This window comes from Butyrivibrio sp. FCS006, assembly GCF_000424525.1.
Classification (GTDB): Bacteria; Bacillota; Clostridia; order Lachnospirales; family Lachnospiraceae; genus Butyrivibrio.
In genome coordinates this window covers 654,514-676,753 of sequence record NZ_KE384203.1, presented here as the reverse complement: position 1 = coordinate 676,753, position 22,240 = coordinate 654,514, and the positions used below count along the sequence as shown (strand labels likewise).

The following is a 22,240-nucleotide window of genomic DNA, read 5'->3' as shown; positions in this document are numbered from 1 at the left end:
AGAAATACATTAGTGTTTTTTATATTATAACATGAATAATTATCCAATACGTAAAGTGAGTCACCGGGGACGTTTCAGTTTGACTCAAAATGAGTCAAACTGAAACGTCCCCGGTGACTCACCAAAGAGGTAGCGGAACATGTTATAATTATCCAATGGGTAATCAAACTATATAACAGGGGGAAATAACTATGGCAGAACTTAAGTGCCCACATTGTGGACAGGCATTTACGGTAGATGATACAGAGCTTAGCTCAATCGTGCAGCAGATTAGGGATAAGGAATTTGAAAAAGACCTGACAAGAAGAACGGAAGAGCTTCAGAGGCACCTTAATGAAGTGCATGCCAAGGAGCTGGAATCAATTGAAGATAAAGTAGTACTGAAGACCAGGCAGCAGTACGAAGAAGAGATAAACAAGCTAAAAGAAGAAAAGACCAAAGAGATCGAGAAGCTGAAGGAAGAGAAAGCTTCAGAAGCAGACAAACTCAAGGAACTTCTGAGAAAAGAGCAGGAGAAGAACACCAAGCTGTCTCTTGAAATGCAGAGCAGTGACGACAGGCAGAAGCTCGCTGTAATGGAGGCGGTCAAGAAGGTTGAGGATGAGAAGCAGGCAAGGCTCGATGAGCTGACCAGGAAAGCTCACGAAACGGAGCTTGAACTCTCCGAGAAGGCCCATGATCTTGAAAATCAGCTTCAGCAGGAGAAGGACCGAGGTAAGGTTCTGCTTGAACAAAAGGAGAAGGAAGTTGAGTTCTACAAGGACTTAAAGACCAAGATGTCCACTAAGATGGTGGGCGAGACCCTGGAGCAGCACTGCGAGATCCAGTTCAATCAGCTCAGGGCAACTGCCTTCAGAAATGCATATTTTGAAAAAGACAATGACATAAGAAGCGGAAGTAAAGGCGACTACATCTACCGCGAAACGGACGATAACGGCGTCGAGATCATCTCCATCATGTTTGAGATGAAGAATGAGATGGACGAGACAGCATCCAAGCACAAGAACGAGGATTTCTTCAAGGAGCTTGATAAGGACAGGAAGGAAAAAAACTGTGAATACGCGGTACTTGTATCCCTCCTCGAGAGTGATTCTGAGCTCTACAATGCAGGAATCGTTGATGTTTCCTACAAGTATGACAAGATGTACGTGGTTCGTCCACAGTGCTTTATTCCTATGATAACGCTCCTTAGGAACGCAGCCATAAATGCGCTTACTTACAAGCAGGAGCTTGCAATGGTGCGCAATCAGGACATCGACATCTCAAACTTCGAGGATTCTCTTATGAAGTTCAAGGATGACTTTGGCAGAAACTATGAGCTTGCACACAGTCACTTTGACAAAGCTATTGATGAGATAGACAAGACAATACAGCACCTTGAGAAGGTAAAGAAAGAGCTCCAGGGCTCTGATAATCAGCTGAGAATTGCTACCAGCAAGGTTGAGGATGTAAGCGTCAAAAAGCTCACCAGGAACAATCCTACCATGAAAGCCAAGTTCGACGCATTGAAAGAAGATTGATATGTGTCACCGGGGACTCAAAGACTTGACAGGTGTGATACCATAGATTACATACAAACAAATTGTGCAAAAGGAATGCTAAAGATAAATGAAACAACCAAGAGACAGGCGTGAATATCTCACAACCACGCCGGTTCCGAAGCTTATCTTATCGCTATCGGTACCAACAATCATCAGTATGCTGGTGACAGCAATCTATAACACTGCGGATACATTCTTTGTGGCGAGAGTATCCGATAACCCCGCGGTAAATACTGCAGCCACAGCATCAGTTGGCCTTGTGTTCACGGTAATGGCCATAATCCAGGCCTTTGGGTTTTTCTTCGGACACGGCTCAGGCAATTACCTCTCCAGAATGCTTGGAGCAGGAAATCACAAGGAAGCTAATGAGATGGCATCCACCGGCTTTGCCATGGCGGCAATCGTCGGAGTCATCTTCGCAATTGTAGGAAATATCTTCGCAGCTCCAATAGCTCATTTCCTCGGAGCTACGGACACAACAATGCAGTTCACCATAGACTACATGAGGATAATCCTTTTCGGAGCGCCCTTTATGATGGCTCAGTTCGTCATAAACAACCAGCTCCGTTTCCAGGGAAGCGCTGTCTACGCCATGATAGGCCTTATGTCAGGCGCAGTTATGAACATGGTTCTTGACCCGCTTCTTATCCTGGTTTTCCACATGCAGGTAAGAGGCGCAGCCATCGCAACAGTCATGGGCCAGCTCACAAGCTTTATCGTACTGTTCATCGGAACCAGCAAGGGAGAGAACATCAGAATGAGCATCAGTAACGTCAAGCTCAACTGGCATTATCTCCTTGAAGTAATAAACGGAGGTGCACCATCTCTTTTCCGTCAGGGACTTGCAGCTATTTCAACACTGCTCCTCAATCGTACAGCCGGAGCCATTGGCGGAGATGCAGCCATTGCCGGAATGAGCGTTGCCGGAAGACTTATGCTGATGATGGGCTCAGCGCTCATCGGATTCGGCCAGGGCTATCAGCCGGTTTGTTCCTTCAACTACGGCGCAGGCCTTACCAAGAGGGTAAAAGAGGGCTTCTGGTTCTGCGTTAAGTATTCAACCATATTCCTGATCATCATCGGCGCCATATTCTACAGATTCGCGCCGCAGATCATCAGCCTGTTCTTCAGAGAAAAGGCAGCAGCCGACCTTGATTCGGCTCAGACCCTGCAGTACGCCAAAGAAGTCGGAACCACGGCACTGCGCTACATGTGCATGTCAACACCGCTCTCGGGCGCAATTGTTATCAGCAACATGATGCTTCAGTCCATCGGAAAGGGCTTCAAGGCATCGATCACAGCATCAGCAAGAAACGGCTTTTGCTTTATCCCGCTGATCCTGATCCTTCCGCAGTTTCTTGGAATTCAGGGCGTTGAGATGGCTCAGGCCTGCGCAGATGTTCTATCACTACTAATTGCCGTACCTATGGCATATACGGAGCTTAGAAAGTTTAATGATTAGTCAAAAGACAATGGAGCTGCTCATCAGCTCTTTTCCCAAAATATTGGAATTCGGACTCAAAGTCACACTGCCACTGGCAATCATCGCCTTTATCCTCTCAACGGTCCTGGCGGTGCTTGTGGCGATGGTTCAGTTTGCTGAGGTGCCGGTCCTTAAGCAGATCTGCAGATTTTATATCTGGGTCATAAGAGGAACGCCACTCCTGGTTCAGCTCATGGTGGCATTCTACGGACTTCCGCTTATCGGAATACACGCAAACCCCTTTGTTATGGCAGTTATCGTGTTCACCATAAACGAGGGAGCCTACAGCGCAGAGACCATGAGGGCTGCAATGGAGGCAGTTCCGGCAGGACAGCTTGAAGCCGGTTACTGCGTCGGTATGAACTTTATGCAGATCATGTGGCACATCATTCTTCCGCAGTCCTTCAGGACAGCATTCCCGTCCCTGTTTAACGCGCTTATCAGCATGGTAAAAGACACATCTCTTGCTTCAAGCATCACCGTTGTCGAGATGTTTACAAGGACCAAGCAGATCGCAGGACAGTCCTACAACTATCTGCCTCTCTACATCGAGGTTGCAATCGTATACCTTTTGTTCTGTACGGTGCTTACCTTCGTGCAGAAGAAGGGCGAAAAGATCCTTGGAAGCTACGGAGTCAGAAAGTGATAAGAGGTATTTATGGCATTACTTGAAGTTAAAAATTTACATAAAAAGTTCGACGCCACCGAAGTCCTTATGGGCGTCGACCTCACTGTTGAAAAGGGCGATGTGGTATCGATCCTTGGACCGTCCGGTTCAGGCAAGACCACGCTTCTTCGCTGCATAAATTTCCTTGAGAAGGCCGACGAGGGAGAACTTGTCTTTGGGGAAAAGACCTACCATCTTCCGAAGGTTTCCAGAGAGGATATCTCAGCCATCAGAAAGAGGACAGGTTTTGTGTTCCAGAACTACAACCTCTTTGCCAACAAGACGGTTCTTCACAACGTGACGCTTGGCCTTACTTCAGCAAGGCATGTGCATGCAAAGGAAGCTGAAAAGAAGGCGCTTGAAGTCCTGAGGAAAGTCGGAATGGCAGATTATGCAGGGCAGTATCCGAGCCAGTTATCCGGCGGTCAGCAGCAGAGAGTTGCAATAGCAAGAGCCCTGGCAACGGACCCCGATATCATTTATTTCGATGAGCCTACATCAGCGCTGGATCCCGAGCTTACAGCGGAAGTTCTGGAAGTCATGAGGGAGCTTGCACATGAGGGCATGACCATGATAGTGGTGACCCACGAGATCTCTTTTGCAAAAGAAGTATCCTCTAAAGTGGTATTCATGGCAGACGGAAAAGTGGTGGAAGAAGGCACGGGTGCTGAGTTCTTTGAGAATCCGAAGATGGATAGGACAAAAGAGTTCTTGCGTTTGACCAAAAACTGATGTATTATTATTCAAAATGAATTTTGTGCAATCTAATTTAAGGAAAGAAGTTTTATAAGGAGCAAAAATTATGAGAAAAAAACTATCTATGTTACTGATGACTGTCCTTACAGCCGTTACAGTAGCAGGTTGTGGAGCACAGGCCGGTGGCAGCACAGAGTCTGCAGGTGGAAGTGACCACCTTGCAAGGATCAAGGCAGCAGGCAAGATCACAATCGCTACAGAGGGCGTTTGGGCACCGTTTACTTATCACGATGAGTCTACAGATGAGCTTGTGGGCTTTGATGTAGAGATCGCAGCAGCAATTGCCAAGAAGCTCGGTGTAGAGCCTGATTTCCAGGAGGTTGCATTCGACGGTGGCCTCACAGGTGTTACAACCGGAACCTTCGATATGATGGCAAACGGCGTTGACGTTACAGATGACCGTAAGGAGACATACGATTTCACACATCCTTATGCTTATGACCACGCTGTAGTTGTTACCCTTGCTTCAAACAATGACATCAACTCATTCGATGATCTTGCAGGCAAGACAACAGCTAACTCAGCAGGTTCAACCTACGAGGCAATGGGCATCGAGCACGGCGCTACATGTTCAAACGTTGACACCATCGGCGAGACAATGACACTGGTTCTCAACGGAACAGTTGATGCAACAATCAATGCAAACACTTCAGCTCAGGACTACTTCAAGACAACAGGAACCACAGAACTCAAGGTTGCAGCTATGGATGATGAAGTTACTATGTACGCAATCCCTCTTGCAAAGGGCGCTGACAACGATTCTCTCAGAGAGGCAATTAACCAGGCTATCTCAGAGCTTCGCGATGACGGAACTCTTGCAGAGATTTCAAACAAGTACTTCGGTGCTGATATCACAAGCAACTGATATATTAAGGCTTTATAAAAGCCGGGCGATTTAGATTCGCCCGGCTTTTTTTTGTCCGCTAAACTTATTTTCCAAGTATCTTCTGAGCTCTGTAGTAGGAGATGTTAAATCTTCTAAAGCCGACAAAATCCTTGTACTCAAATTCATGATCATGATACTTCTTGAATTGGGCAAGCACTTCTGCATCATCTTTAATGGCAGGAACGGCATCGAATGACAGACTGTCCTCGATATATTCTGCAACAGAAGTATATTCATCAATCTTGTTGGCAGTTGCCTGAAGGTCATACTTTGCAATCCGGTAATCGGGATTGCTGTAGATGAAGGCGATGAATGCAAGGGTAATGGCTACCATGCATGCCTTAAATACAGGGAAGTTCCTTGCGTACATGCTGATGATAAGGAACGAGAGCCAGAAGCACAGTACTGCCAAAAACCAGAGTACAAAGAGCCTTAAAAAGGTCAGGTGATAAACCCTTACGTACATGATCATTCTGTAAGCCGATGATGCGATCATGATGTAAGTGCAGGCAGCGATTATTGTCAAAAGAGCCTTTAAAACCTTGGAGTTTTTAAAGAATGCCTGACAGATCGAAACCATTACAATGTTTAAAACGCATACAGCAAGCAGCTGATAGAATCCCTCATGTGCATACTCTGCGTAGGTATAGCCTGCCGGAAGAGCCATCTTTCCACTGAAAAGGTACAGGAGCTGGATTGCGCAGAACAGGATGTAAACAAGTCCGATAATGCTTGTAAAGGTGATGGCTATAACCGGATTTGTCTTGCCCTCACCTCTGGCTTTTACCTTAAGTTCCTGTTTTACCATGGAGGTGATAATGGTATAAGCACACCAAAATCCGACTATGGCAGTGCAGAGCATCATTACTGAATGGAAGATATACTCCGGAATATCAATATCCTTAAAGAGGCCATCGAGCATGTGCTCGAATACTGCATCCGCAGAAGCAAGGAGCGGCAGAATCACAAGCAGAAGCGGGATAGTAATTGCAAGGCCCAAAAGCACAGCGTTTACGGTTTTCTTCCTGTCGCTGATCTCTTCGGATGCTCTGGATCTCCTAAGAGCTTTGTAATCTGAAACAGGGCTTGGAAGATGCTCAAGAGGCTTAATAAAAGTGATGATTAAGCTGATCACCCATGCGCCTATATCAAATCCTGTTGTGTCTGCGTAGAGATAAATGATGTAGCTAAAGAGCAGCAGGAAGATCGCGCATCGCTCAAGGAAGTTCAGGGCAAGACTGGTTGTAAGGCATCTGTGCACTGAGAGTAGCAATAGGGAAACTACGTAAAAGACTCCTAAAGCTCTTTTACCATTGCAGTCTGTTATAAGGGATAAGCCATCCCTGGCTCTTATGAGTTTCAAAATAACAAGAGCGCAGACCATGAATATTGGGTAGGTGATGCTTGAGTGGTTGTTGTAAAGGCAGAATCCGTAGATAAGGCCGAAGACTACGGATAATAGTCCGTACTTCTTAAAGTGTTCTGCGTTTCCTCTTGGCACGGGCTGCATCTGAACCACGTTCCCCATTTGCGAACCGGCTACCTGTGGGTTAACCGGCTGTGGAGCTACCGGCTGCTGATTATAGTTATACTGTGATGACTGATTATTGGTATCCATACTTATTTCTCCTCTTCGTCAACATATTCCAGGATATCTCCCGGCTGACATTCAAGTGCCTTGCATATTGCATCAAGGGTCTCAAGCCTTACGGCTTTTGCTTTGTTGTTTTTGAGGATGGATAAATTGGCCAGGGTTATACCGACTTTGCCGGCCAGTTCCGTAAGGCCCATCTTTCTCTTAGCCATCATGACATCTAAGTTTATTACGATCATATCTTTCACCTGCCCCGTTAAATGGTTAAATCATTTTCCTGCTTGTATTTCACTGCCCTGTCAAAGACTCTTGCAAGAACCTTGCTAAAGAGTCCTGCAAAAAGAAATACACCGGCGATAACCACTGCAGCGGTGGTGAAATATACAAAGCATCTAAAGATCTTGATGCCTGCGATGACAAACGCGTAAGTGCCCATTCGGTATAGGCTCTTAACGTTGGCTTCCACAAAACAGTTATCATCGATTACTGTCTTCATCATCTTTCTGAGTTCAAACAGTATAAGGAGTGTGAAGACTCCTACAGCCATGATCGAAACCACTGCATACCAGAAGTGATCTGCTATGGCTGCGTATTCTGTCTGCTCACCCAGGGTTCGGATCGTCATCTGAACTGAGTATCTCAAGGTGAAGGGGACAGATGCAACTGCCAACAGTCCAAAGTAGAAGCACATATCCAAGATAGTCTTAACGAAAATATTCAATTTGTTATCCATGTTATCCTCCAAGTACTTGTATATTTTGTTTATAACACGTCTTTTTTTGAATTGCAATATAAATTTATTGTAAAACAATAAATATTTTTCGAAAGTCAATGTTATGTAATGTTTGCGTAATGTTTATGGACGTTTAATAATTTACTTCACACTATTATGTTAAAATTAGAATGTAATAATGTGCACTTTCCTTTAGCTATAGGTGAGTATGAATATTCACAAACTGAATCAGAGTCACAAATTACATAGAAGTATTCTTATAAGGCAGGTCCTTCGGATGACTGCGATTGCTTTGCTTGCAGTTATTCTGATCGGAACTGTCTTTATGTCTTTTACGGCAAAAGTAAATGCCGGCGAGGAAAAGATAGTCCGCGTTGGCTGGTTTGAATCGACCTATTGCCATATGGATCAGCTCGGAAGGCGCTCCGGTCTTGCCTATGATTATCAGCAAAAGATTGCAGCCTATACCGGATGGACATACGAATATGTCGAAGGAACCTGGCCTGAACTATTGCAGATGCTAAGAAACGGCGAGATTGACATGCTCAGCGATGTCTCCTACACAAAGGAGAGAGCAGAGGACATTCTTTATTCCAGGATTCCGATGACATCGGAGACATACTATATCTTCATCAAAGCCGGAAACGACAAAATGAGTCTTGAAGATATAAATACATTTAACGGAAAAGTATTTGCAGCTGATAAAGACAGTATGCAGGCCGAATATATCAAGAAGTGGGCTGAGAATGTAGGTATCAAGATTGACCTTTTGGAACTCATGGACGCATCTGTAGACGAGAGCTTTGAGATGCTGAAAAAAGGCGAAATAGACGCCTATGTAACCGTGGAATCCTACGGCAACAGGGAAGGATGCATGCCTGTATGTTCAGTTGGCTCATCCGAGAGCTTTTTTGCCGTGACCAGAGGTCGTACGGATCTTATAAAAGAGCTGAACTCAGCCATGGCAAAGATCCAGAACGAGAACCCGTATTACAACCAGAAGCTCCTTCAGAAGTATATCTGGTCAGCAAAGACCAATACATATCTTACGGCAAAAGAAATCGCCTGGCTCTCCGAACATGGAAAGATCAGGGTGGGCTACAGAAATAACTACATGCCATTCTCATCTGATGAGAGAGGCGTTTTGGCAGGCGCGTTGGGAGACTTCCTGACACTTGTGCCTGATAAGGTCAGGGATACTGAGATAGAATTTGAGACAGTGCCTTACGCTACTGCACAGGGTTGTCTATCAGCTCTGCAAAACGGAGAAATAGATGTTGCAGCTCCAATTAATATAAGTCCGTCAGATGCTGAGAATATGGGACTGCTTAGCACGGAATCTTTGATGGAATCCGAGATATTTGCCGTTGTAAAGCCCGGAAATACTAAAGATATCTTTACTGATGAGAATGTTAAAGCTGCAATTCTGTCAGGAAGCGTCAATTATGAAGTCTTTGTAAAAGACAATTATCCTGACTGGGAAATCGTATTTGAGCCGACACTTGAAGCGTGCTACAGAGCTGTCTATACGGGAGATGTGGACTGTACATTCGTAAACAGCTATCGAATAACGCTGGTTGACAGACTTAGAAGGCGCTACAAGCTATCCCTCCTGGCAACGGGACAGAACATGGAATTTGCCTTTGCGGTGAAAAAAGGAAACAGTGAGCTTTATTCGATCATGAATAAACTGGTTGTTCTCACAGATTCAAGTGAAACTAAGACCAACCTGTCACGATATGCAAGTTCTACCGATAAAGTCACATTTGAAGATTACCTTCAGGACAATGCCGCGTCATTCCTGGCTGTGGCAGCAGCCATCCTGTTTATCATGCTTCTTCTTACGGTGGCAAAGGTCCGCTCGGATAGAAAGGCTTTGGATAGGCAGAAACTTATCGATGCTACAGAGCTGGATCCTTTGACCAAGCTATATACCAGGAACTATTTCTTTGAATATGCAAACAGAATGCACAATGAAAATCCTGATTATAAGCTTGATGCAATTGCAGTAAACATCGAACAGTTTCATGTAGTAAATGCTATTTATGGCTGGGATTTCGGTGATAAAGTCCTGCTCGCACTTGGCGAAGAGGTCAAGGCTTATGTAGGTGAGAATGATGGAATCGCCTGCAGATCCACAGCCGACAGATTCTATATTTACTGTCTGCACACTGATGATTACAAGGGAATTTATGAAAGACTTCAGAGGGCTGTGGATGTCTTTTCCGAAAATGTAAGCATACGCATCAGGATGGGTGTTATGCCCTATCAGCCGGATCTTGGTCCGATTGAACTCTTTGACAGGGCAAGGACCGCCAGCAGCATGGTAAGAGGCGGACATCATGACAGGATGATGGTCTTTAATGAGGAGATGAGGAAAAGAGAAATCCTCGAACAGAAGCTGACTAACGACCTTAAGTACGCGCTGGAACAACATGAATTTGTTGTTTTCTATCAGCCCAAATATAATGTTCAGGCAGATCCGCCTATTCTGCAGAGCGCAGAGGCTCTGGTAAGATGGAACCACCATGATCTGGGCATGATACCTCCCGGAACTTTCATAAATCTCTTTGAGAGAAACGGACAGATTGGACAGATCGATAAATATGTCTGGAATGAAACTGCAAGGCAGATAGGTGAGTGGAAAGAGAAATATGGCATAGCAATTCCTGTTTCCGTTAACCTTTCCAGAATTGATATCTTCGAGCCGGATCTGATCAAGAATATTGATGAGATCATTGAACGGAATGGCATTACAAGAGCTGCGCTCCATCTGGAGGTTACGGAGTCAGCATACACGGATGACGCCGAGCAGATCATCGGCGTAGTCGGAGACTTAAGGAGCCGCGGCTACATCATAGAGATGGATGACTTCGGAACAGGCTATTCATCGCTGAATATGCTCTCCAGAATGCCTGTTGATATCTTGAAGCTCGATAAGAGCTTCATCGACAAGATAGAAAAACCCGAGGAGCGCAAGGAGAAAGACATCCGCATGATCGAGCTGATTCTCGACATCGCCAAGAGCTTAAAGCTCATGGTAGTAGCCGAAGGTGTAGAGAACGGCGACCAGCTTGAATTCCTGAAAGAGCACGGGTGCGAGATGGTCCAGGGATACTACTTCTCGAAGCCGGTACCTGCGGCGGATTTTGAGAAACTGGCGTTTGGGGAGAATAGGTATAAGTTATGAGGAGAGCATAACATCTCTGCCCCGCAGAAAATGAATTGTAGCACAAATAAAGAAGGCGGCAAGGGCTGCCCGAGCACAGAGCTCAGCGTACTGTCCCTTGCCTCCTTCTTTTTTTTGCGCGTATTGGTCACTAAGCGGGGCAGGGATGTTGGGGGATCGGCTAGCCGGGGCTTTTCTCATGTCCCGGGAACGATATGGTACGGATTTGCCACATATTTTCGGAGTGAATAACGCCTTGTGCAAGCTTTTTTCATGTCCCGGAGTCGATATGGTAGGAGTTTGCCACAGATTTTCGGAGGGAGTAGCTCCTTGTGCAAGCTTTTTTCATGTCCCGGGAGTGATAAGGCAGGGATTTGCCACAGATTTTCGGAGGGAGTAACGTCTTGTGCAAGCTTTTTTTATGTCCCGAGGACGATATGGGGCGGATTTGCCACAGATTTCAGAAAGGTGCTGGATGAGTTTGTGGCAGGAAGGGGCGTTTGGGGCTTTTTGACATGTAATACGCTTGAGCTCAACCTGATTTCTGGATGATTTTTATGGCAGGGAGAAAGGAAGTGGATGCTTTGACAGGTAAAATGCTTGAGCGCAACCTTTTTTCAAGCTTTATTTTATGGCAGGGAGGAAAAATACAGGCGCTTTGACAGGTAAATGGTAGTGGGCATGGAGGAACCAGAGTCTTGGAGGGGATAAGCAAAACTTATAACCCGCTATAAGAACCATGTCTTTTACAAAGGAGCCGGGCTAAAGCATAATCCTAAATAACAAATTTGATTAAGTTTTGAGGAGGACAAAAATATGAAAAAGAATCTCATTGCTACAGTTTTAGTTACAGCATTAGTCATTGGATCACTTACAGGTTGCGGAGAGGCTGCTACAGCTAGTGCAAATGCAACTGAGACAAAGGCAGAGGAAGCAGCAGAAAAGACAGAAAGCACAGAAACAGCAGATCAGGCACAGGCTGTAGAAGTTAAGACCATCAAAGCTGCAACAGGTGGCGGACCTAAGCCTTACGTATATGTTGGCGAAGATGATCAGCCTACAGGTTATGACATCGAAGTTTTGAAAGCAGTATTCGATATTATTCCTGAATATGATCTTGAGATTGAAGTTACAGATTTCCCTTCAGTATTTGCAGGACTTAACGCAGGTAACTACCAGATCGGTGTTAACAACTTCTCATACAACGAAGAGAGAGCAAGCTCATATCTCTACTCACTTCCTTATGACAAGGTAAGCTACGTATTTGTCTATGGTAAGGACCAGACACCTATCACATCTCTTGCAGATGCAGCAGGACTTTCATTCGAAGGTGGTGCAGGTGTATCAGTTACAAATGCAATCGAGCATTGGAATGAGCTGAATCCTGATGCACAGATCAACATTACATACACAGAGGCAGATACAACAGTTGAGCTGCAGCACATCCAGGACGGAACAACATCATTCGGAATCATTGATGGTCCTATGTACACAGCTTATGTTGATGAGTACGGATTTGATATCGACAAATCAAACATTCCTGAGGATGAAGTAAAGCTCATCGCTGATAACCTCTATGCATACTACATTCTTCCTAAGGATGAGACAGAACTCAGAGATAAGATTGATGAAGCAATCAAGCAGCTCAAAGCCGACGGAACATTAAAGAAACTCTCAGAGCAGTTCTTTGGCGGAGTTGACCAGTCACCTGAAGATGAAATCCTTAACGCAGGAAAGACAAACTAAATTATGAATATTACTTATAAGACAACAAAAGAGAATATCAATTGGGAAGAGGTTGCTGAGGTGCTTAGGAAATCTCACCTCTCCGATCATTCTGCAAAAGAGCAACAGATTGTCTTTGAGAACAGCTACGCCGTCGTATTTGTATACGACGGCGAACGCATAGTAGGAGTTGCAAGGGCACTATCTGACGGACTCTTCCAGGCGGCTGTTTACAACGTTGCTCTTGATGAAGAATATCAGGGAAAAGGAATCGGAAGACAGCTTATAGGTAAGCTCCTGGAGCAGCTAAAGGGCCAGAATGTAATTCTTTATACACATCCGCATACAGTGGAGATGTATGAGAAGTTCGGCTTTAGAAGAGCCAAGACAGCGCTGGAACTTTTTGATGCAACTGAGGAAGAGCTTGGCTGGCTTGAAAATGCAGGATTCTTCCTTCCCAAGGATTACAGATTTGAGGATGAAAAAGACAGATCTGACATGAAGGGACCTACATGGAAAAATCCTGATTCAAGGATCGAGGTATAAAGGGGAGGCAGGTATGTCATATATAGTGCCGTTTCAGACAGTGGAGCTGTTTGAGAATACATTCAAAAAGCAGATAAATAAGACAACGGGAAAGGTTGAGGGAAGGAAATTTGTCTTTGATAAGTTGTTTGGGGACGGAGAAGACAAACTACCTGTGGAGGCAGACAGATACAGACTGATCTGGATGCCGGGATGTCCGCATTCGAATAAGGCAGTCATTACACTGCGCCTTCTTGGCCTTGACAGAGTTATCAGCATTGGTGAAACCGGCATACTCAGAGACCCGAGAGGATGGGTGTTCTCAGAGGATCTTGGAGAAGTTGATCCTGTCCTGAAAATCCATTATCTCGATGACGCGTACTTAAAAGGAGATCCAACTTTTACCGGGAGGTCCACAGTCCCTGCAATTGCAGATGTTACAACAGGAGCGATTGTTCAAAATGATCCTGTAAACATTCCCAAATACTTTGTTCTTGATTGGAAAAAATTCCACAAAGAGAATGCGCCGGATCTTTATCCCGAAGCGCTTCGCGAAGAAATAGACGAGTGGAGCGATTTTATCAACAAGAAAGTAGACGCCTATGGATGTGGCTTTGCAAGAGACCAGGAGACCTTCGATGAGTCTTTTGAAAACTACTTCAAGACTTTAGATACGCTGGAAGAGAGGCTGAAGGATAGGAGATTTATAAACGGTGATTACATCACACTTTCCGATATTCATCTCTATGTAGCCCTGATCCGCTTCCACATCAACTATCACCTGGTGTTTGGCGTCAACAAGAAAAGACTGCAGGACTACCCGAATCTTTGGGGATACACAAGAGACGTTTATCAGACAAAGGGCTTCTATGAGTATACGAAGCTTGAGCTTATCAAGAAGCACTACCAGCTTTCTCCTCACATGAGAGCTAAGCTCGGAAACGTCTACGGCCTCATAGGAACAGGCCCTGACAATCGCCAGCTCCTTGCGCCAACGGGAAGAGAGAAGTTGTCAAAAGACCCTGAGCACAAGTTCACTTTGGAGGAAAATGCCAATGGACTTTTTAGCCACGACACTTTGGAACATGAAAAAGAATATCTTGAGTATGCACTCATTAAGCCAATTAAAAGGGCAGCAGAGGCAACTTATCAGAACGAGCTTGAGAGATGGGCTCATCTGGAGGAAGATGCCTTTGAAAGTATCGACGACAGGCTCGGTAATTCCGAATTTCTTCTGGGAGATGAGATAAGTGAGGCAGATAAGGAGCTTTACAAGATACTTCTTCGTCACGATCACATCTACTACAATCTTAGCAAGCTAAACTTTGCCAAGGCTACCGATTATCCGAATTTGAAAAGATATATCGAAAAGCTCTCAGGTATAGAAGAAATCAGGAATTCAATAGACATTGTAAAAGAAAAAGAGCAGGCCTTTCTGGAACTGGAGGATGAAAGAAATCCTTATCATCTGATATTCAGAGGACCTGAAATCATATAAATGTTGGAGGTAGATATGCCGGAATTTGAAGCAGCTGCATGCTCAGTTGCAGCACACAGAAAAAAGATTGAAGAACAAAACAAGAATAATTCAGGATTTGGCAATGTTGCCTCATCTGAGCTTAAAAGAGAAATCGCTGATAACGGAGCCTTTGTAAGGCAGCAGAACAGGTTTGATACGCCTTTCGGAAATGAAGAGGGACAGCTCCCTGTAGAAAAAGGCAGATATAGACTCATCTGGACTCCGCTCTGCCCCTGGGCCACAAGACAGGTTATTGCCTTTGGCCTTCTTGGAATAACAGAGGACGTTATAAGCGTTGGTAAAGTTGCACCTGTAAGAACCGATAAGGGTTGGGAGTTTTCACTGGATGAAGGCGGAGTTGATCCGGTACTTGGGATACGCTATCTTCCGGAAATCTATGCTGAGACAGATCCTGAATATCAGGGCAGAGCTACAGTTCCGACAATAGTTGATGTTAAGACGAGAAAGGTTGTTAACAACGATTATCACAAGCTCACCAACTACTGGGAGACAGTATGGAAACCATTCTGGAAAGAGGGTGCGCCTGACCTTTATCCACAGGAACTCAGAACCGGAATAGATGCTCTTAATGAGATCCTCTTTAACGAGATCAACAATGGTGTTTACAAAGCCGGATTTGCCAGATCCCAGGAGCAGTATGAGCTCAACTATAAGCTTGTATTTGACAGACTTGACTGGCTAGAAGACCACCTTAAGGATAACAGATTCCTCTTCGGAGACAGACTCACCGACTCCGATATCAGACTCTATGTAACTCTTGCCCGCTTTGATACAGCCTACTACTTTGGCTTCAGGCTCAACAAGAAGCGCATCAGAGACTACGAGAATCTCTGGAATTATGCAAAAGAGCTATATTCTATCCCGGCATTTAAAAATGCAACGGATTTTGACGCAATAAAGAAAGGCTACCTTCTTGGTGCCGAGGAAAATCCCAACAACATACTTCCGCTTGGACCTGATAACAGCGTGTGGGAAGAGCCAAATAACAGAGCGGAGAAATTCGGAAAACTTGTGATTTGAGGGGGATAAAAAAGTGGCAGTAGTAGATCACGTTACAAATAAAGAAGTACAGCAGAACGGAAAATTTGAAAGACAGCCCAACAGGTTTACAACACCTTTCGGTGACGGAGAGGGAGAGCTTCCTGTAGAAGCAGGCAGATACAGACTTCTGTGGGCACCTGTTTGTCCCTGGGCCAACAGATCGATCATCGTTAGAGAGCTCATGGGACTTGAAGATGTAATCTCGGTTGGAACACTTGACCCGATAAGGCCCGACGTTCCGTGGTCAGACTGGTCTTTTACCCTGGATGAGGATGATAAAGACCCGGTTCTTGGCATCAAGCTCCTTTCAGAGGCCTATAAAAAGGCAGACCCTGACTACGACGGAAGATTCACTGTTCCGGCGCTTGTCGATGTTACAACAGGCAAGGTTGTAAACAACGATTACTTTAATCTCACTTTGTACTTTGAAACAAAATGGGATAAGTTCCACAAAGAAGGCGCACCGGATCTATATCCGGAAGAACTTAGAGATCAGATAGATGAGCTCAACGCTTTTATCTTCCATGATGTGAATAACGGAGTGTACAAGGCAGGCTTTGCAAAGAGTCAGGAGGCCTATGAGGATGCATTTCACCTTGTATTTAACGCCTTTGACAAGCTTGAGGAGAGACTTTCGGAAAAGAGATTTCTCTTTGGCGACTACATAACAGAGTCCGACGTAAGACTCTATGTCACTCTTGCAAGATTTGATGTGGCATACTTCAACGGCTTTAGAGTAAATAAGAAGATGCTGAAGGACTATCCGAATCTTTGGGGATACGCAAGAGATCTTTATGAGGAAAAAGCCTTTGGAGGAAATACGGATTTTGACGCGATAAAGAAGCACTATCATCTGTGCTGCCTTGAGACCAATCCGCTCAATATCCTTCCTGCAGGACCTGACCTCTCAATTTGGAAAGAGCCTCACGGAAGAGAAAAACTTAGCAAAGATCCGACCAATAAATACAGAAAGAAGGGATGAGAGCATGGAAGCATTCAGAGTTACAAAAGATTCACCCAAGTGGCTTTTTGAAGCCTATGATTATGCAAGGACAGATGCATTTGTTTTCGGACAGAACATCCCCATCGTTGCAGAATATTCTCACGATGAGCCAATTGATGACGACTACAAAGCGGTTGTACTTATTGAGGACAACAAGCCCGTAGCGGGATGTAAGATTTCTTTTCCCTTCGATGGCGTTGGTAAAATAGGCAGAGTCTGTGTTACAAGGCAGTATCAGAAAAACGGTGCAGGCAGCAGACTTATCGATGAGGCAGAGGAATGGATACGTGAATTTGGCGTTTCAAAGATTGTCATTAATAGCCAGGACAGAGCTCAGGGATTTTATGAAAAGCTTGGCTACAAGCTGGTTCCAAAGGTAAATCCGAGAGCCTATGAAGAAATTGTTGTTGATAGCGAAGATCAGATTCCAAAGGACTATACGCCAAAGAAAAACGATCTGGGATTCTCTTGTGTTCTTGTCGAAAAATACGTTTCTTAACTTTTTTAAACTCAGGATGCACACCGACAATAACACCTTAAAGTTCGATAAAAACGGGCATCTTGCAGAGATTAAGTAAAACTTATAACGTCCTATAAGAATAGTGTCTTTTACATCTCTGTCATTGTAAATCATAATGCAAATAACAAAAAACGATGACGGAGATGAAAAACATGGCTAATCTATTTGATTTCAAATTGGTATTTACTCAAATACCGGATCTTCTAAGATACCTTCCGGTTACATTAGAGCTGTCGGTGATATCCATGCTTATAGGAATTATCCTGGGACTTATACTTGCGATCATCAAGATCCGTCAGGTTCCGGTCCTTAAGCACATCGCAACATTCTTTATATCACTGATCAGAGGAACACCGATACTGGTGCAGCTCTACATCGCATACTTCGGAATCCCGATGTTCTTTAAGTGGTTCAATGCCAAGAACGGAACGGACTTCAAGGTGGCTGAGGTTTCAGGTTTTGTATACGCGGTTATCGCTCTTGGAATAAACCAGTCAGCCTACAATGCAGAGTTCATCAGAGCAGCTCTTTTATCTGTGGGAGAGGGACAGATTGAAGCAGCAAGTGCGCTGGGAATGACATACCTTCAGGCACTTCGAAGGATCATCCTTCCCGAGGCAATCACAGTTGCACTTCCATCCCTCGGAAATTCCTTTATCTCAGTAATAAAAGGAACATCACTGGCCTTCACCTGTGCAGTGGTTGAGATGACAGCCCAGGGCAAGATCCTCGGCGGAAGAACATACAGATACTTTGAAGTGTATGTATCTCTTGCCATCATTTACTGGGTGATCACTATCATCATTGAACAGTTGTTAAAGGCAGCAGAGAAGAAGATTGCCATACCGGATCAGGTGGCAAACTACATTCCGGAAGATGAGGTAAAGGCATGATACAGATAGAGGGACTTTCAAAAAGATATCACGACAATATAGTTCTTGAAGATGTTTCCCTAAACATCAACGAGGGCGACGTAATAGGAATTATCGGACCTTCGGGCACAGGTAAGTCTACACTCCTTCGCTGCATAGACCAGCTGGAGATCCCGGAGAAGGGCACAATTAACCTTGGGGAAAAGACAATTGACCTGTCCAAAAAGAATAAGAAGGACATAAACGAGATAAGGCAGAACACAGGAATGGTATTCCAGAGATTCAATCTCTTCGAGAAAAAGACAGCTCTGGAAAATGTAATGGAAGGTCTTATCGTAGTAAAGAAATTGTCCAAGGAAGAGGCAAGAAAGATAGCGCTTGAGGAACTTGCAAAGGTTGGAATGACAGCCTGGGCAAATCACTATCCAAAGCACATGTCAGGCGGACAGCAGCAGAGAGTTGCAATAGCAAGGGCACTGGCTATGAAGCCGAGACTCCTTCTTTTGGACGAGCCTACATCAGCTCTTGATCCCGAACTTGTTGGGGAGGTTCTGGATGTTATAAAAGAGATTGCAGGTAAGGGCTATACGATGCTTCTTGTATCCCACGAGATGAGCTTTGTAAGGAACGTATCAAACAGAGTTATTTTCCTTGATAAGGGACACATCGTGGAAGACGGAACACCGACAGATGTCTTTGAGCATCCTAAGAATCAGAGAACAAAAGACTTCTTTGCAAAAATGAATTTAATGAACCAGCCGGATTACATTATTTGATCATCATATCAGGAGGAGAGAAAAAATGGGAAACGCATGCAGCTTAGAGGAACACAGGAAAAAGACACAGGCAGGAGTACCTACAGACGGATACACAGATGAACTTGCAGCAAAGTTCGCAGAAGAGGTGGGTGTTCCACCAAGACCAAGCGAAGTTAAAAATGAGATTGATGAGAGAGGCGCATTTGTAAGACAGCCCAATGCTTTCATTGCTAAGGCAGGAGAGGGCGAAGGCGAGTGGAAGCCTGAGGCAGGGAGATATCAGATCTACTGGATGAAGGGCTGCAACTGGTCAAACAGACCTGTAATCGTAAGAGATATTTTAGGGCTTACAGACGTTATCTATGACATCAGAACTTCACACAGCGGCGAGACAAACAGATACGGACACGGCTTTGGTGATCAGGAGGGCTTTAAGGATCCCAGAACCGGAGCATATTTCCTATCAGAGTTTTATCAGAGAGCAAACCCTGATTTCAAGGGCAGAGCAACAACACCTACCATTGTTGATATCAAGGAAAAGAAGGCAGTTAACAACGACTACCACAGAATGACCAACTACCTTGAGGTTAACTTCAGAGCTCTTCAGCCTGAGGATGCGCCGGACCTTTATCCTGTTAAGTACAGGGATGTCATCGACGAGTTCAACGACTGGCTCTTCCCTCACGTAAACAACGGACATTACAGAATGGCTTTCTGCCAGTCTGTTGAAGCTTATGATGAGGCCTTTGATGACTTCTATGATTCACTGGATAAGCTGGAAAAGAGACTTTCCGAGAACAGATTCCTCTTCGGAGATTACATCACAGATTCTGACATCAGATTCTTTGTAACTATCGTGAGATGGGATACAAGCTACTTCAGAAATGTAGGACCTACTAAGCACAGGATTGCGGATTATCCCAACATTTACGCTTACATGAAGGAACTTTACAACATTCCTGCATTCAAGAATGCAACTTTTGTACATGACCTTGTACTTGGAAGAGGCGGAGACAGAGATGCTCTCTTTGCAGACTACAACGTAAGAATTTCAAGCCAGATCGACTACGATAAACTCTGGGCAGATGATGGCAGTAGAGCTGCACTTTCATCCGATCCCAACGGTGACATCTACCTTCGTCACCCTAAGGGAGAGACAGTAGAGGATTACCAGAGCGAGATTTCTGTTTCACACTGGAACTTTGAGTCACATGCTGACAGAGATCCTTCAGATCCAAAGAACAGTCCGCTCAGAGTTGATGCAAGCATCAATCCTCTTAAGGGTCTTTTAAAGAACGAGTAATGATTAAACGCCGGGAGTAAAACCATGGGAAAAGAGATTGCAGACAGGATTACGGATTCATTCATAAAGCTTGCTGAGATAGACGGCATCAGCTATGGGGAGAGAAAAGTTGCCGATCATCTTAAAAAGATATGGAAAGAGCTTGGAGTGGAGTTGAGTGAAGATAACGCCGGAGACAAGATTGGCGGTGATACAGGAAATCTGTTCGGCTCCGTACCGGGAAAGGGAGAGCTTAAAGACGCTGATCCGATCTTGTTCTGCGCTCACATGGATACGGTATCTCCGGGAATTGATAAAAAGATAATTGTCCATGAGGACGGAAAAATAACCAGTGATAAAACTACAGTACTTGGGGCAGACGACAGAGCTGCCCTTACTGTTATTTATGAAGGCTACAGGCAGATCCTCGAAGAAGGCGCTGACCATGCGCCAATCGAGTTTTTGTTTACGCCAGCTGAGGAGACATATACGGTAGGCGCGTCTGCATTTGATTATTCTGTAGTGAAGGCGAAGAAGGCTTTTGTTCCGGATTGCAGCGGTGATTTCGGAGTGTACTCATCACAGGAGCCGACACTTATTTACTTTGAGATAACGGTAAAGGGCAAATCCGCTCATGCGGGATTTGAGCCAGAGAACGGCATAAATTCCATAGCTGCTGCGGCGAGTGCAATCAGTAGGATTAAGCAGGGCTGGGTTGATGATCATACATCACTTAACTTTGGAACCATTGAGGGCGGAACTGTCAGCAATGCCGTATCTGCGCAGGTGCTGATAAAAGGCGAGATAAGAAGTGCGATTCATGAGGATGCTCTTGCAGCGTTTGAGAATGTCAGGAAGGTCTTTGAAGAGGAAACGGCTGCTATTGGTGCATCGGTAGAGTTTTTCAGTGACATAAGGCTGAAGGCTTACAAGGCCAATGAGAGCGAAAAGGGAAGCACACTGGAGCTTTACAACAGGGCACTTTCGGCAATCGGAGAAAGGTCTTTTCCCAAGAAATCATTCGGTGGAAGCGACAACAATGTGCTGGTCAGGAACGGAATCGACGGTCTGTGCATCTACAATGCCATGCATGAGATCCATACGGTAAACGAGTACACAACTGTAGAAGAACTGGTGAAAACAACCCAGCTCGTTAAGAACATCATGACGGGCTGATATATAGGAGGATAAAAATGGGAAAGACATACGACAGCATACTTGAACTTGTTGGACGCACACCGATAGTGCAGCTTCACAAGCTGGAGGCGAAGGAGGATACGGTAGCTCACATTTTTGCAAAACTTGAGTTCTTCAATCCTACAGCAAGCGTTAAAGCTCGTCCTGCCCTTAACATGGTTGAAGAGGCAGAAAAAGACGGAAGGCTTAAACCCGGAGGAACCATCATCGAGGGAACCAGCGGAAATACAGGAATCGGCCTTGCGGCAGTTGCTGCAGCCAAGGGCTACAAGTGCATCATCTGCATGCCTGATAATCTGTCAAAAGAGCGCCTTCTTACCCTTAAGAGTTTCGGAGCAGAGGTAGTCCTTACCGATTCCAAGCTCAACATGGCAGGAGCAGGTGCAAAGGCAGCAGAGATCTTAGAGAAGACTCCGGGAGGAGTTATCATGGGACAGGGCGGAAACCCTGCAAATCCCGGAGCACACTATAAGACAACAGGTCCTGAGATCTGGGAAGACCTCGATGGCAAGGTTGATATTTTCCTTGCTGCATCAGGAACCGGCGGAACCATTTCAGGAGCAGGAGATTATCTTCGCGAGAAAAATCCTGATGTTGAGATCATTGCAGTTGAGCCAAAGGGAAGCGCAGTTTTAAACGGCGGAGAACCGGGACCTCACAAGATTCAGGGAATCGGCGGCGGAGCAACTCCTCCTGTGACAAAGGTAGAGCTCTTTAACGAAGTAATTGATGTAACTGATGAGGACGCTTATGAGTATGCAAGACTTATTCCTCATCTTGAAGGATTCTCTGTTGGTATTTCAGCAGGCGCAGCGCTCTGGGCAGCAGTACAGGTGGCTAAGCGCCCCGAAAACAAGGGCAAGAACATAGTTACCATTATCCCGGATAACGGTGACAGATACCTTTCCAGCGATCTTTACGATTGATACTAAAATGTGGGTGGATAAG

General features: G+C 45.0%; 20 protein-coding genes. 17 read left to right on the top strand and 3 right to left on the bottom strand.

The features are described 5' to 3' along the window. Positions 1 to 191 precede the first annotated feature (191 nt). The 5 genes from G633_RS0110205 to G633_RS0110185 all read left to right on the top strand — a co-directional run bounded on the left by G633_RS0110205 (position 192) and on the right by G633_RS0110185 (position 5,312). A complete protein-coding gene (locus tag G633_RS0110205; protein ID WP_026519850.1) occupies positions 192 to 1,520 on the top strand; it encodes a DUF2130 domain-containing protein in 1,329 nt (442 codons plus the stop codon). Positions 1,521 to 1,608: 88 nt separating this feature from the next. Beyond that, positions 1,609 to 3,003 (top strand): MATE family efflux transporter, encoded by a 1,395-nt coding sequence (locus G633_RS0110200; RefSeq protein WP_026519849.1) that lies wholly within the window; start codon positions 1,609 to 1,611, stop codon positions 3,001 to 3,003. Further along, complete coding sequence (locus G633_RS0110195; protein WP_022770267.1) at positions 2,996 to 3,670, top strand: amino acid ABC transporter permease; 675 nt, start codon at positions 2,996 to 2,998, stop codon at positions 3,668 to 3,670. Before G633_RS0110200 ends, G633_RS0110195 begins: the two co-directional genes overlap by 8 nt. 12 nt (positions 3,671 to 3,682) lie before the next feature. Continuing rightward, positions 3,683 to 4,423, top strand: coding sequence for an amino acid ABC transporter ATP-binding protein (locus G633_RS0110190; RefSeq protein ID WP_026519848.1), 741 nt, complete (start codon positions 3,683 to 3,685; stop codon positions 4,421 to 4,423). 70 nt (positions 4,424 to 4,493) lie between these two features. Continuing rightward, on the top strand, positions 4,494 to 5,312 hold the full coding sequence (locus tag G633_RS0110185) for a transporter substrate-binding domain-containing protein (protein WP_026519847.1): 819 nt from the start codon (positions 4,494 to 4,496) through the stop codon (positions 5,310 to 5,312). Between the two features lie 64 nt (positions 5,313 to 5,376). Here the strand turns inward: G633_RS0110185 and G633_RS0110180 are convergent, their stop codons facing one another. Genes G633_RS0110180 through G633_RS0110170 form a run of 3 tightly spaced genes read right to left on the bottom strand, consistent with a single transcriptional unit; the run spans position 5,377 to position 7,660 of the window. Further along, positions 5,377 to 6,951, bottom strand: coding sequence for a DUF4153 domain-containing protein (locus G633_RS0110180; RefSeq protein WP_026519846.1), 1,575 nt, complete (start codon positions 6,949 to 6,951; stop codon positions 5,377 to 5,379). A 2-nt stretch (positions 6,952 to 6,953) separates the two neighbouring features. Beyond that, positions 6,954 to 7,166 (bottom strand): helix-turn-helix domain-containing protein, encoded by a 213-nt coding sequence (locus G633_RS0110175; protein WP_026519845.1) that lies wholly within the window; start codon positions 7,164 to 7,166, stop codon positions 6,954 to 6,956. A gap of 17 nt (positions 7,167 to 7,183) precedes the next feature. Next, positions 7,184 to 7,660, bottom strand: coding sequence for a DUF2975 domain-containing protein (locus tag G633_RS0110170; RefSeq protein WP_026519844.1), 477 nt, complete (start codon positions 7,658 to 7,660; stop codon positions 7,184 to 7,186). A 277-nt stretch (positions 7,661 to 7,937) separates the two neighbouring features. On the opposite strand from G633_RS0110170, the gene G633_RS19315 reads away from it, so the two are divergent. From G633_RS19315 to cysK, 12 genes are all read left to right on the top strand, one after another. Next, complete coding sequence (locus tag G633_RS19315; protein ID WP_026519843.1) at positions 7,938 to 10,850, top strand: EAL domain-containing protein; 2,913 nt, start codon at positions 7,938 to 7,940, stop codon at positions 10,848 to 10,850. 795 nt (positions 10,851 to 11,645) lie between these two features. Further along, positions 11,646 to 12,575, top strand: a complete 930-nt coding sequence (locus tag G633_RS0110150) for a transporter substrate-binding domain-containing protein (protein WP_026519841.1) — start codon at positions 11,646 to 11,648, stop codon at positions 12,573 to 12,575. Between the two features lie 3 nt (positions 12,576 to 12,578). After that, the gene (locus G633_RS18060) at positions 12,579 to 13,100 is read left to right on the top strand and encodes a GNAT family N-acetyltransferase (RefSeq protein ID WP_051192342.1); all 522 of its coding nucleotides are present in this window, start codon (positions 12,579 to 12,581) and stop codon (positions 13,098 to 13,100) included. Positions 13,101 to 13,113: 13 nt separating this feature from the next. After that, positions 13,114 to 14,577 (top strand): glutathione S-transferase C-terminal domain-containing protein, encoded by a 1,464-nt coding sequence (locus G633_RS18055; RefSeq protein WP_051200101.1) that lies wholly within the window; start codon positions 13,114 to 13,116, stop codon positions 14,575 to 14,577. A 15-nt stretch (positions 14,578 to 14,592) separates the two neighbouring features. Further along, complete coding sequence (locus G633_RS0110135) at positions 14,593 to 15,639, top strand: glutathione S-transferase family protein (RefSeq protein ID WP_081664745.1); 1,047 nt, start codon at positions 14,593 to 14,595, stop codon at positions 15,637 to 15,639. 13 nt (positions 15,640 to 15,652) lie between these two features. After that, complete coding sequence (locus G633_RS0110130; protein WP_026519839.1) at positions 15,653 to 16,642, top strand: glutathione S-transferase family protein; 990 nt, start codon at positions 15,653 to 15,655, stop codon at positions 16,640 to 16,642. Between the two features lie 4 nt (positions 16,643 to 16,646). After that, the gene (locus G633_RS18050) at positions 16,647 to 17,162 is read left to right on the top strand and encodes a GNAT family N-acetyltransferase (RefSeq protein ID WP_051200099.1); all 516 of its coding nucleotides are present in this window, start codon (positions 16,647 to 16,649) and stop codon (positions 17,160 to 17,162) included. Positions 17,163 to 17,335: 173 nt separating this feature from the next. Continuing rightward, positions 17,336 to 18,076 carry an amino acid ABC transporter permease gene (locus G633_RS0110120; RefSeq protein ID WP_026519838.1) on the top strand — a complete coding sequence of 247 codons (741 nt, stop codon included), beginning with the start codon at positions 17,336 to 17,338 and terminating at the stop codon, positions 18,074 to 18,076. Beyond that, positions 18,073 to 18,831: an amino acid ABC transporter ATP-binding protein gene (locus G633_RS0110115; RefSeq protein ID WP_026519837.1), complete on the top strand. Its 759-nt coding sequence runs from the start codon at positions 18,073 to 18,075 to the stop codon at positions 18,829 to 18,831. The genes G633_RS0110120 and G633_RS0110115 overlap by 4 nt, the downstream gene beginning before the upstream one ends. 25 nt (positions 18,832 to 18,856) lie before the next feature. After that, positions 18,857 to 20,116: a glutathione S-transferase C-terminal domain-containing protein gene (locus G633_RS18045; protein ID WP_081664744.1), complete on the top strand. Its 1,260-nt coding sequence runs from the start codon at positions 18,857 to 18,859 to the stop codon at positions 20,114 to 20,116. 24 nt (positions 20,117 to 20,140) lie between these two features. After that, positions 20,141 to 21,271, top strand: coding sequence for a M20/M25/M40 family metallo-hydrolase (locus tag G633_RS0110105; RefSeq protein ID WP_026519836.1), 1,131 nt, complete (start codon positions 20,141 to 20,143; stop codon positions 21,269 to 21,271). A gap of 17 nt (positions 21,272 to 21,288) precedes the next feature. Beyond that, the gene (gene cysK / locus G633_RS0110100) at positions 21,289 to 22,218 is read left to right on the top strand and encodes a cysteine synthase A (protein ID WP_026519835.1); all 930 of its coding nucleotides are present in this window, start codon (positions 21,289 to 21,291) and stop codon (positions 22,216 to 22,218) included. The last annotated feature ends 22 nt before the right edge of the window (positions 22,219 to 22,240 follow it).

What these genes read in the sequence shown, in the direction of transcription:
- G633_RS0110135 (WP_081664745.1), top strand. Translation starts at nt 14,593, where the DNA reads ATGCCGGAATTTGAAGCAGCTGCATGCTCAGTTGCAGCACACAGAAAA.
- G633_RS18050 (WP_051200099.1), top strand. Translation starts at nt 16,647, where the DNA reads ATGGAAGCATTCAGAGTTACAAAAGATTCACCCAAGTGGCTTTTTGAA.
- G633_RS0110185 (WP_026519847.1), top strand. Translation starts at nt 4,494, where the DNA reads ATGAGAAAAAAACTATCTATGTTACTGATGACTGTCCTTACAGCCGTT.
- G633_RS18055 (WP_051200101.1), top strand. Translation starts at nt 13,114, where the DNA reads ATGTCATATATAGTGCCGTTTCAGACAGTGGAGCTGTTTGAGAATACA.
- G633_RS0110190 (WP_026519848.1), top strand. Translation starts at nt 3,683, where the DNA reads ATGGCATTACTTGAAGTTAAAAATTTACATAAAAAGTTCGACGCCACC.
- G633_RS0110105 (WP_026519836.1), top strand. Translation starts at nt 20,141, where the DNA reads ATGGGAAAAGAGATTGCAGACAGGATTACGGATTCATTCATAAAGCTT.
- G633_RS19315 (WP_026519843.1), top strand. Translation starts at nt 7,938, where the DNA reads ATGACTGCGATTGCTTTGCTTGCAGTTATTCTGATCGGAACTGTCTTT.
- G633_RS0110120 (WP_026519838.1), top strand. Translation starts at nt 17,336, where the DNA reads ATGGCTAATCTATTTGATTTCAAATTGGTATTTACTCAAATACCGGAT.
- G633_RS0110170 (WP_026519844.1), bottom strand. Translation starts at nt 7,660, where the DNA reads ATGGATAACAAATTGAATATTTTCGTTAAGACTATCTTGGATATGTGC.
- G633_RS18045 (WP_081664744.1), top strand. Translation starts at nt 18,857, where the DNA reads ATGGGAAACGCATGCAGCTTAGAGGAACACAGGAAAAAGACACAGGCA.
- G633_RS0110195 (WP_022770267.1), top strand. Translation starts at nt 2,996, where the DNA reads ATGATTAGTCAAAAGACAATGGAGCTGCTCATCAGCTCTTTTCCCAAA.
- G633_RS0110205 (WP_026519850.1), top strand. Translation starts at nt 192, where the DNA reads ATGGCAGAACTTAAGTGCCCACATTGTGGACAGGCATTTACGGTAGAT.
- G633_RS0110200 (WP_026519849.1), top strand. Translation starts at nt 1,609, where the DNA reads ATGAAACAACCAAGAGACAGGCGTGAATATCTCACAACCACGCCGGTT.
- G633_RS18060 (WP_051192342.1), top strand. Translation starts at nt 12,579, where the DNA reads ATGAATATTACTTATAAGACAACAAAAGAGAATATCAATTGGGAAGAG.
- G633_RS0110150 (WP_026519841.1), top strand. Translation starts at nt 11,646, where the DNA reads ATGAAAAAGAATCTCATTGCTACAGTTTTAGTTACAGCATTAGTCATT.
- G633_RS0110175 (WP_026519845.1), bottom strand. Translation starts at nt 7,166, where the DNA reads ATGATCGTAATAAACTTAGATGTCATGATGGCTAAGAGAAAGATGGGC.
- cysK (WP_026519835.1), top strand. Translation starts at nt 21,289, where the DNA reads ATGGGAAAGACATACGACAGCATACTTGAACTTGTTGGACGCACACCG.
- G633_RS0110180 (WP_026519846.1), bottom strand. Translation starts at nt 6,951, where the DNA reads ATGGATACCAATAATCAGTCATCACAGTATAACTATAATCAGCAGCCG.
- G633_RS0110115 (WP_026519837.1), top strand. Translation starts at nt 18,073, where the DNA reads ATGATACAGATAGAGGGACTTTCAAAAAGATATCACGACAATATAGTT.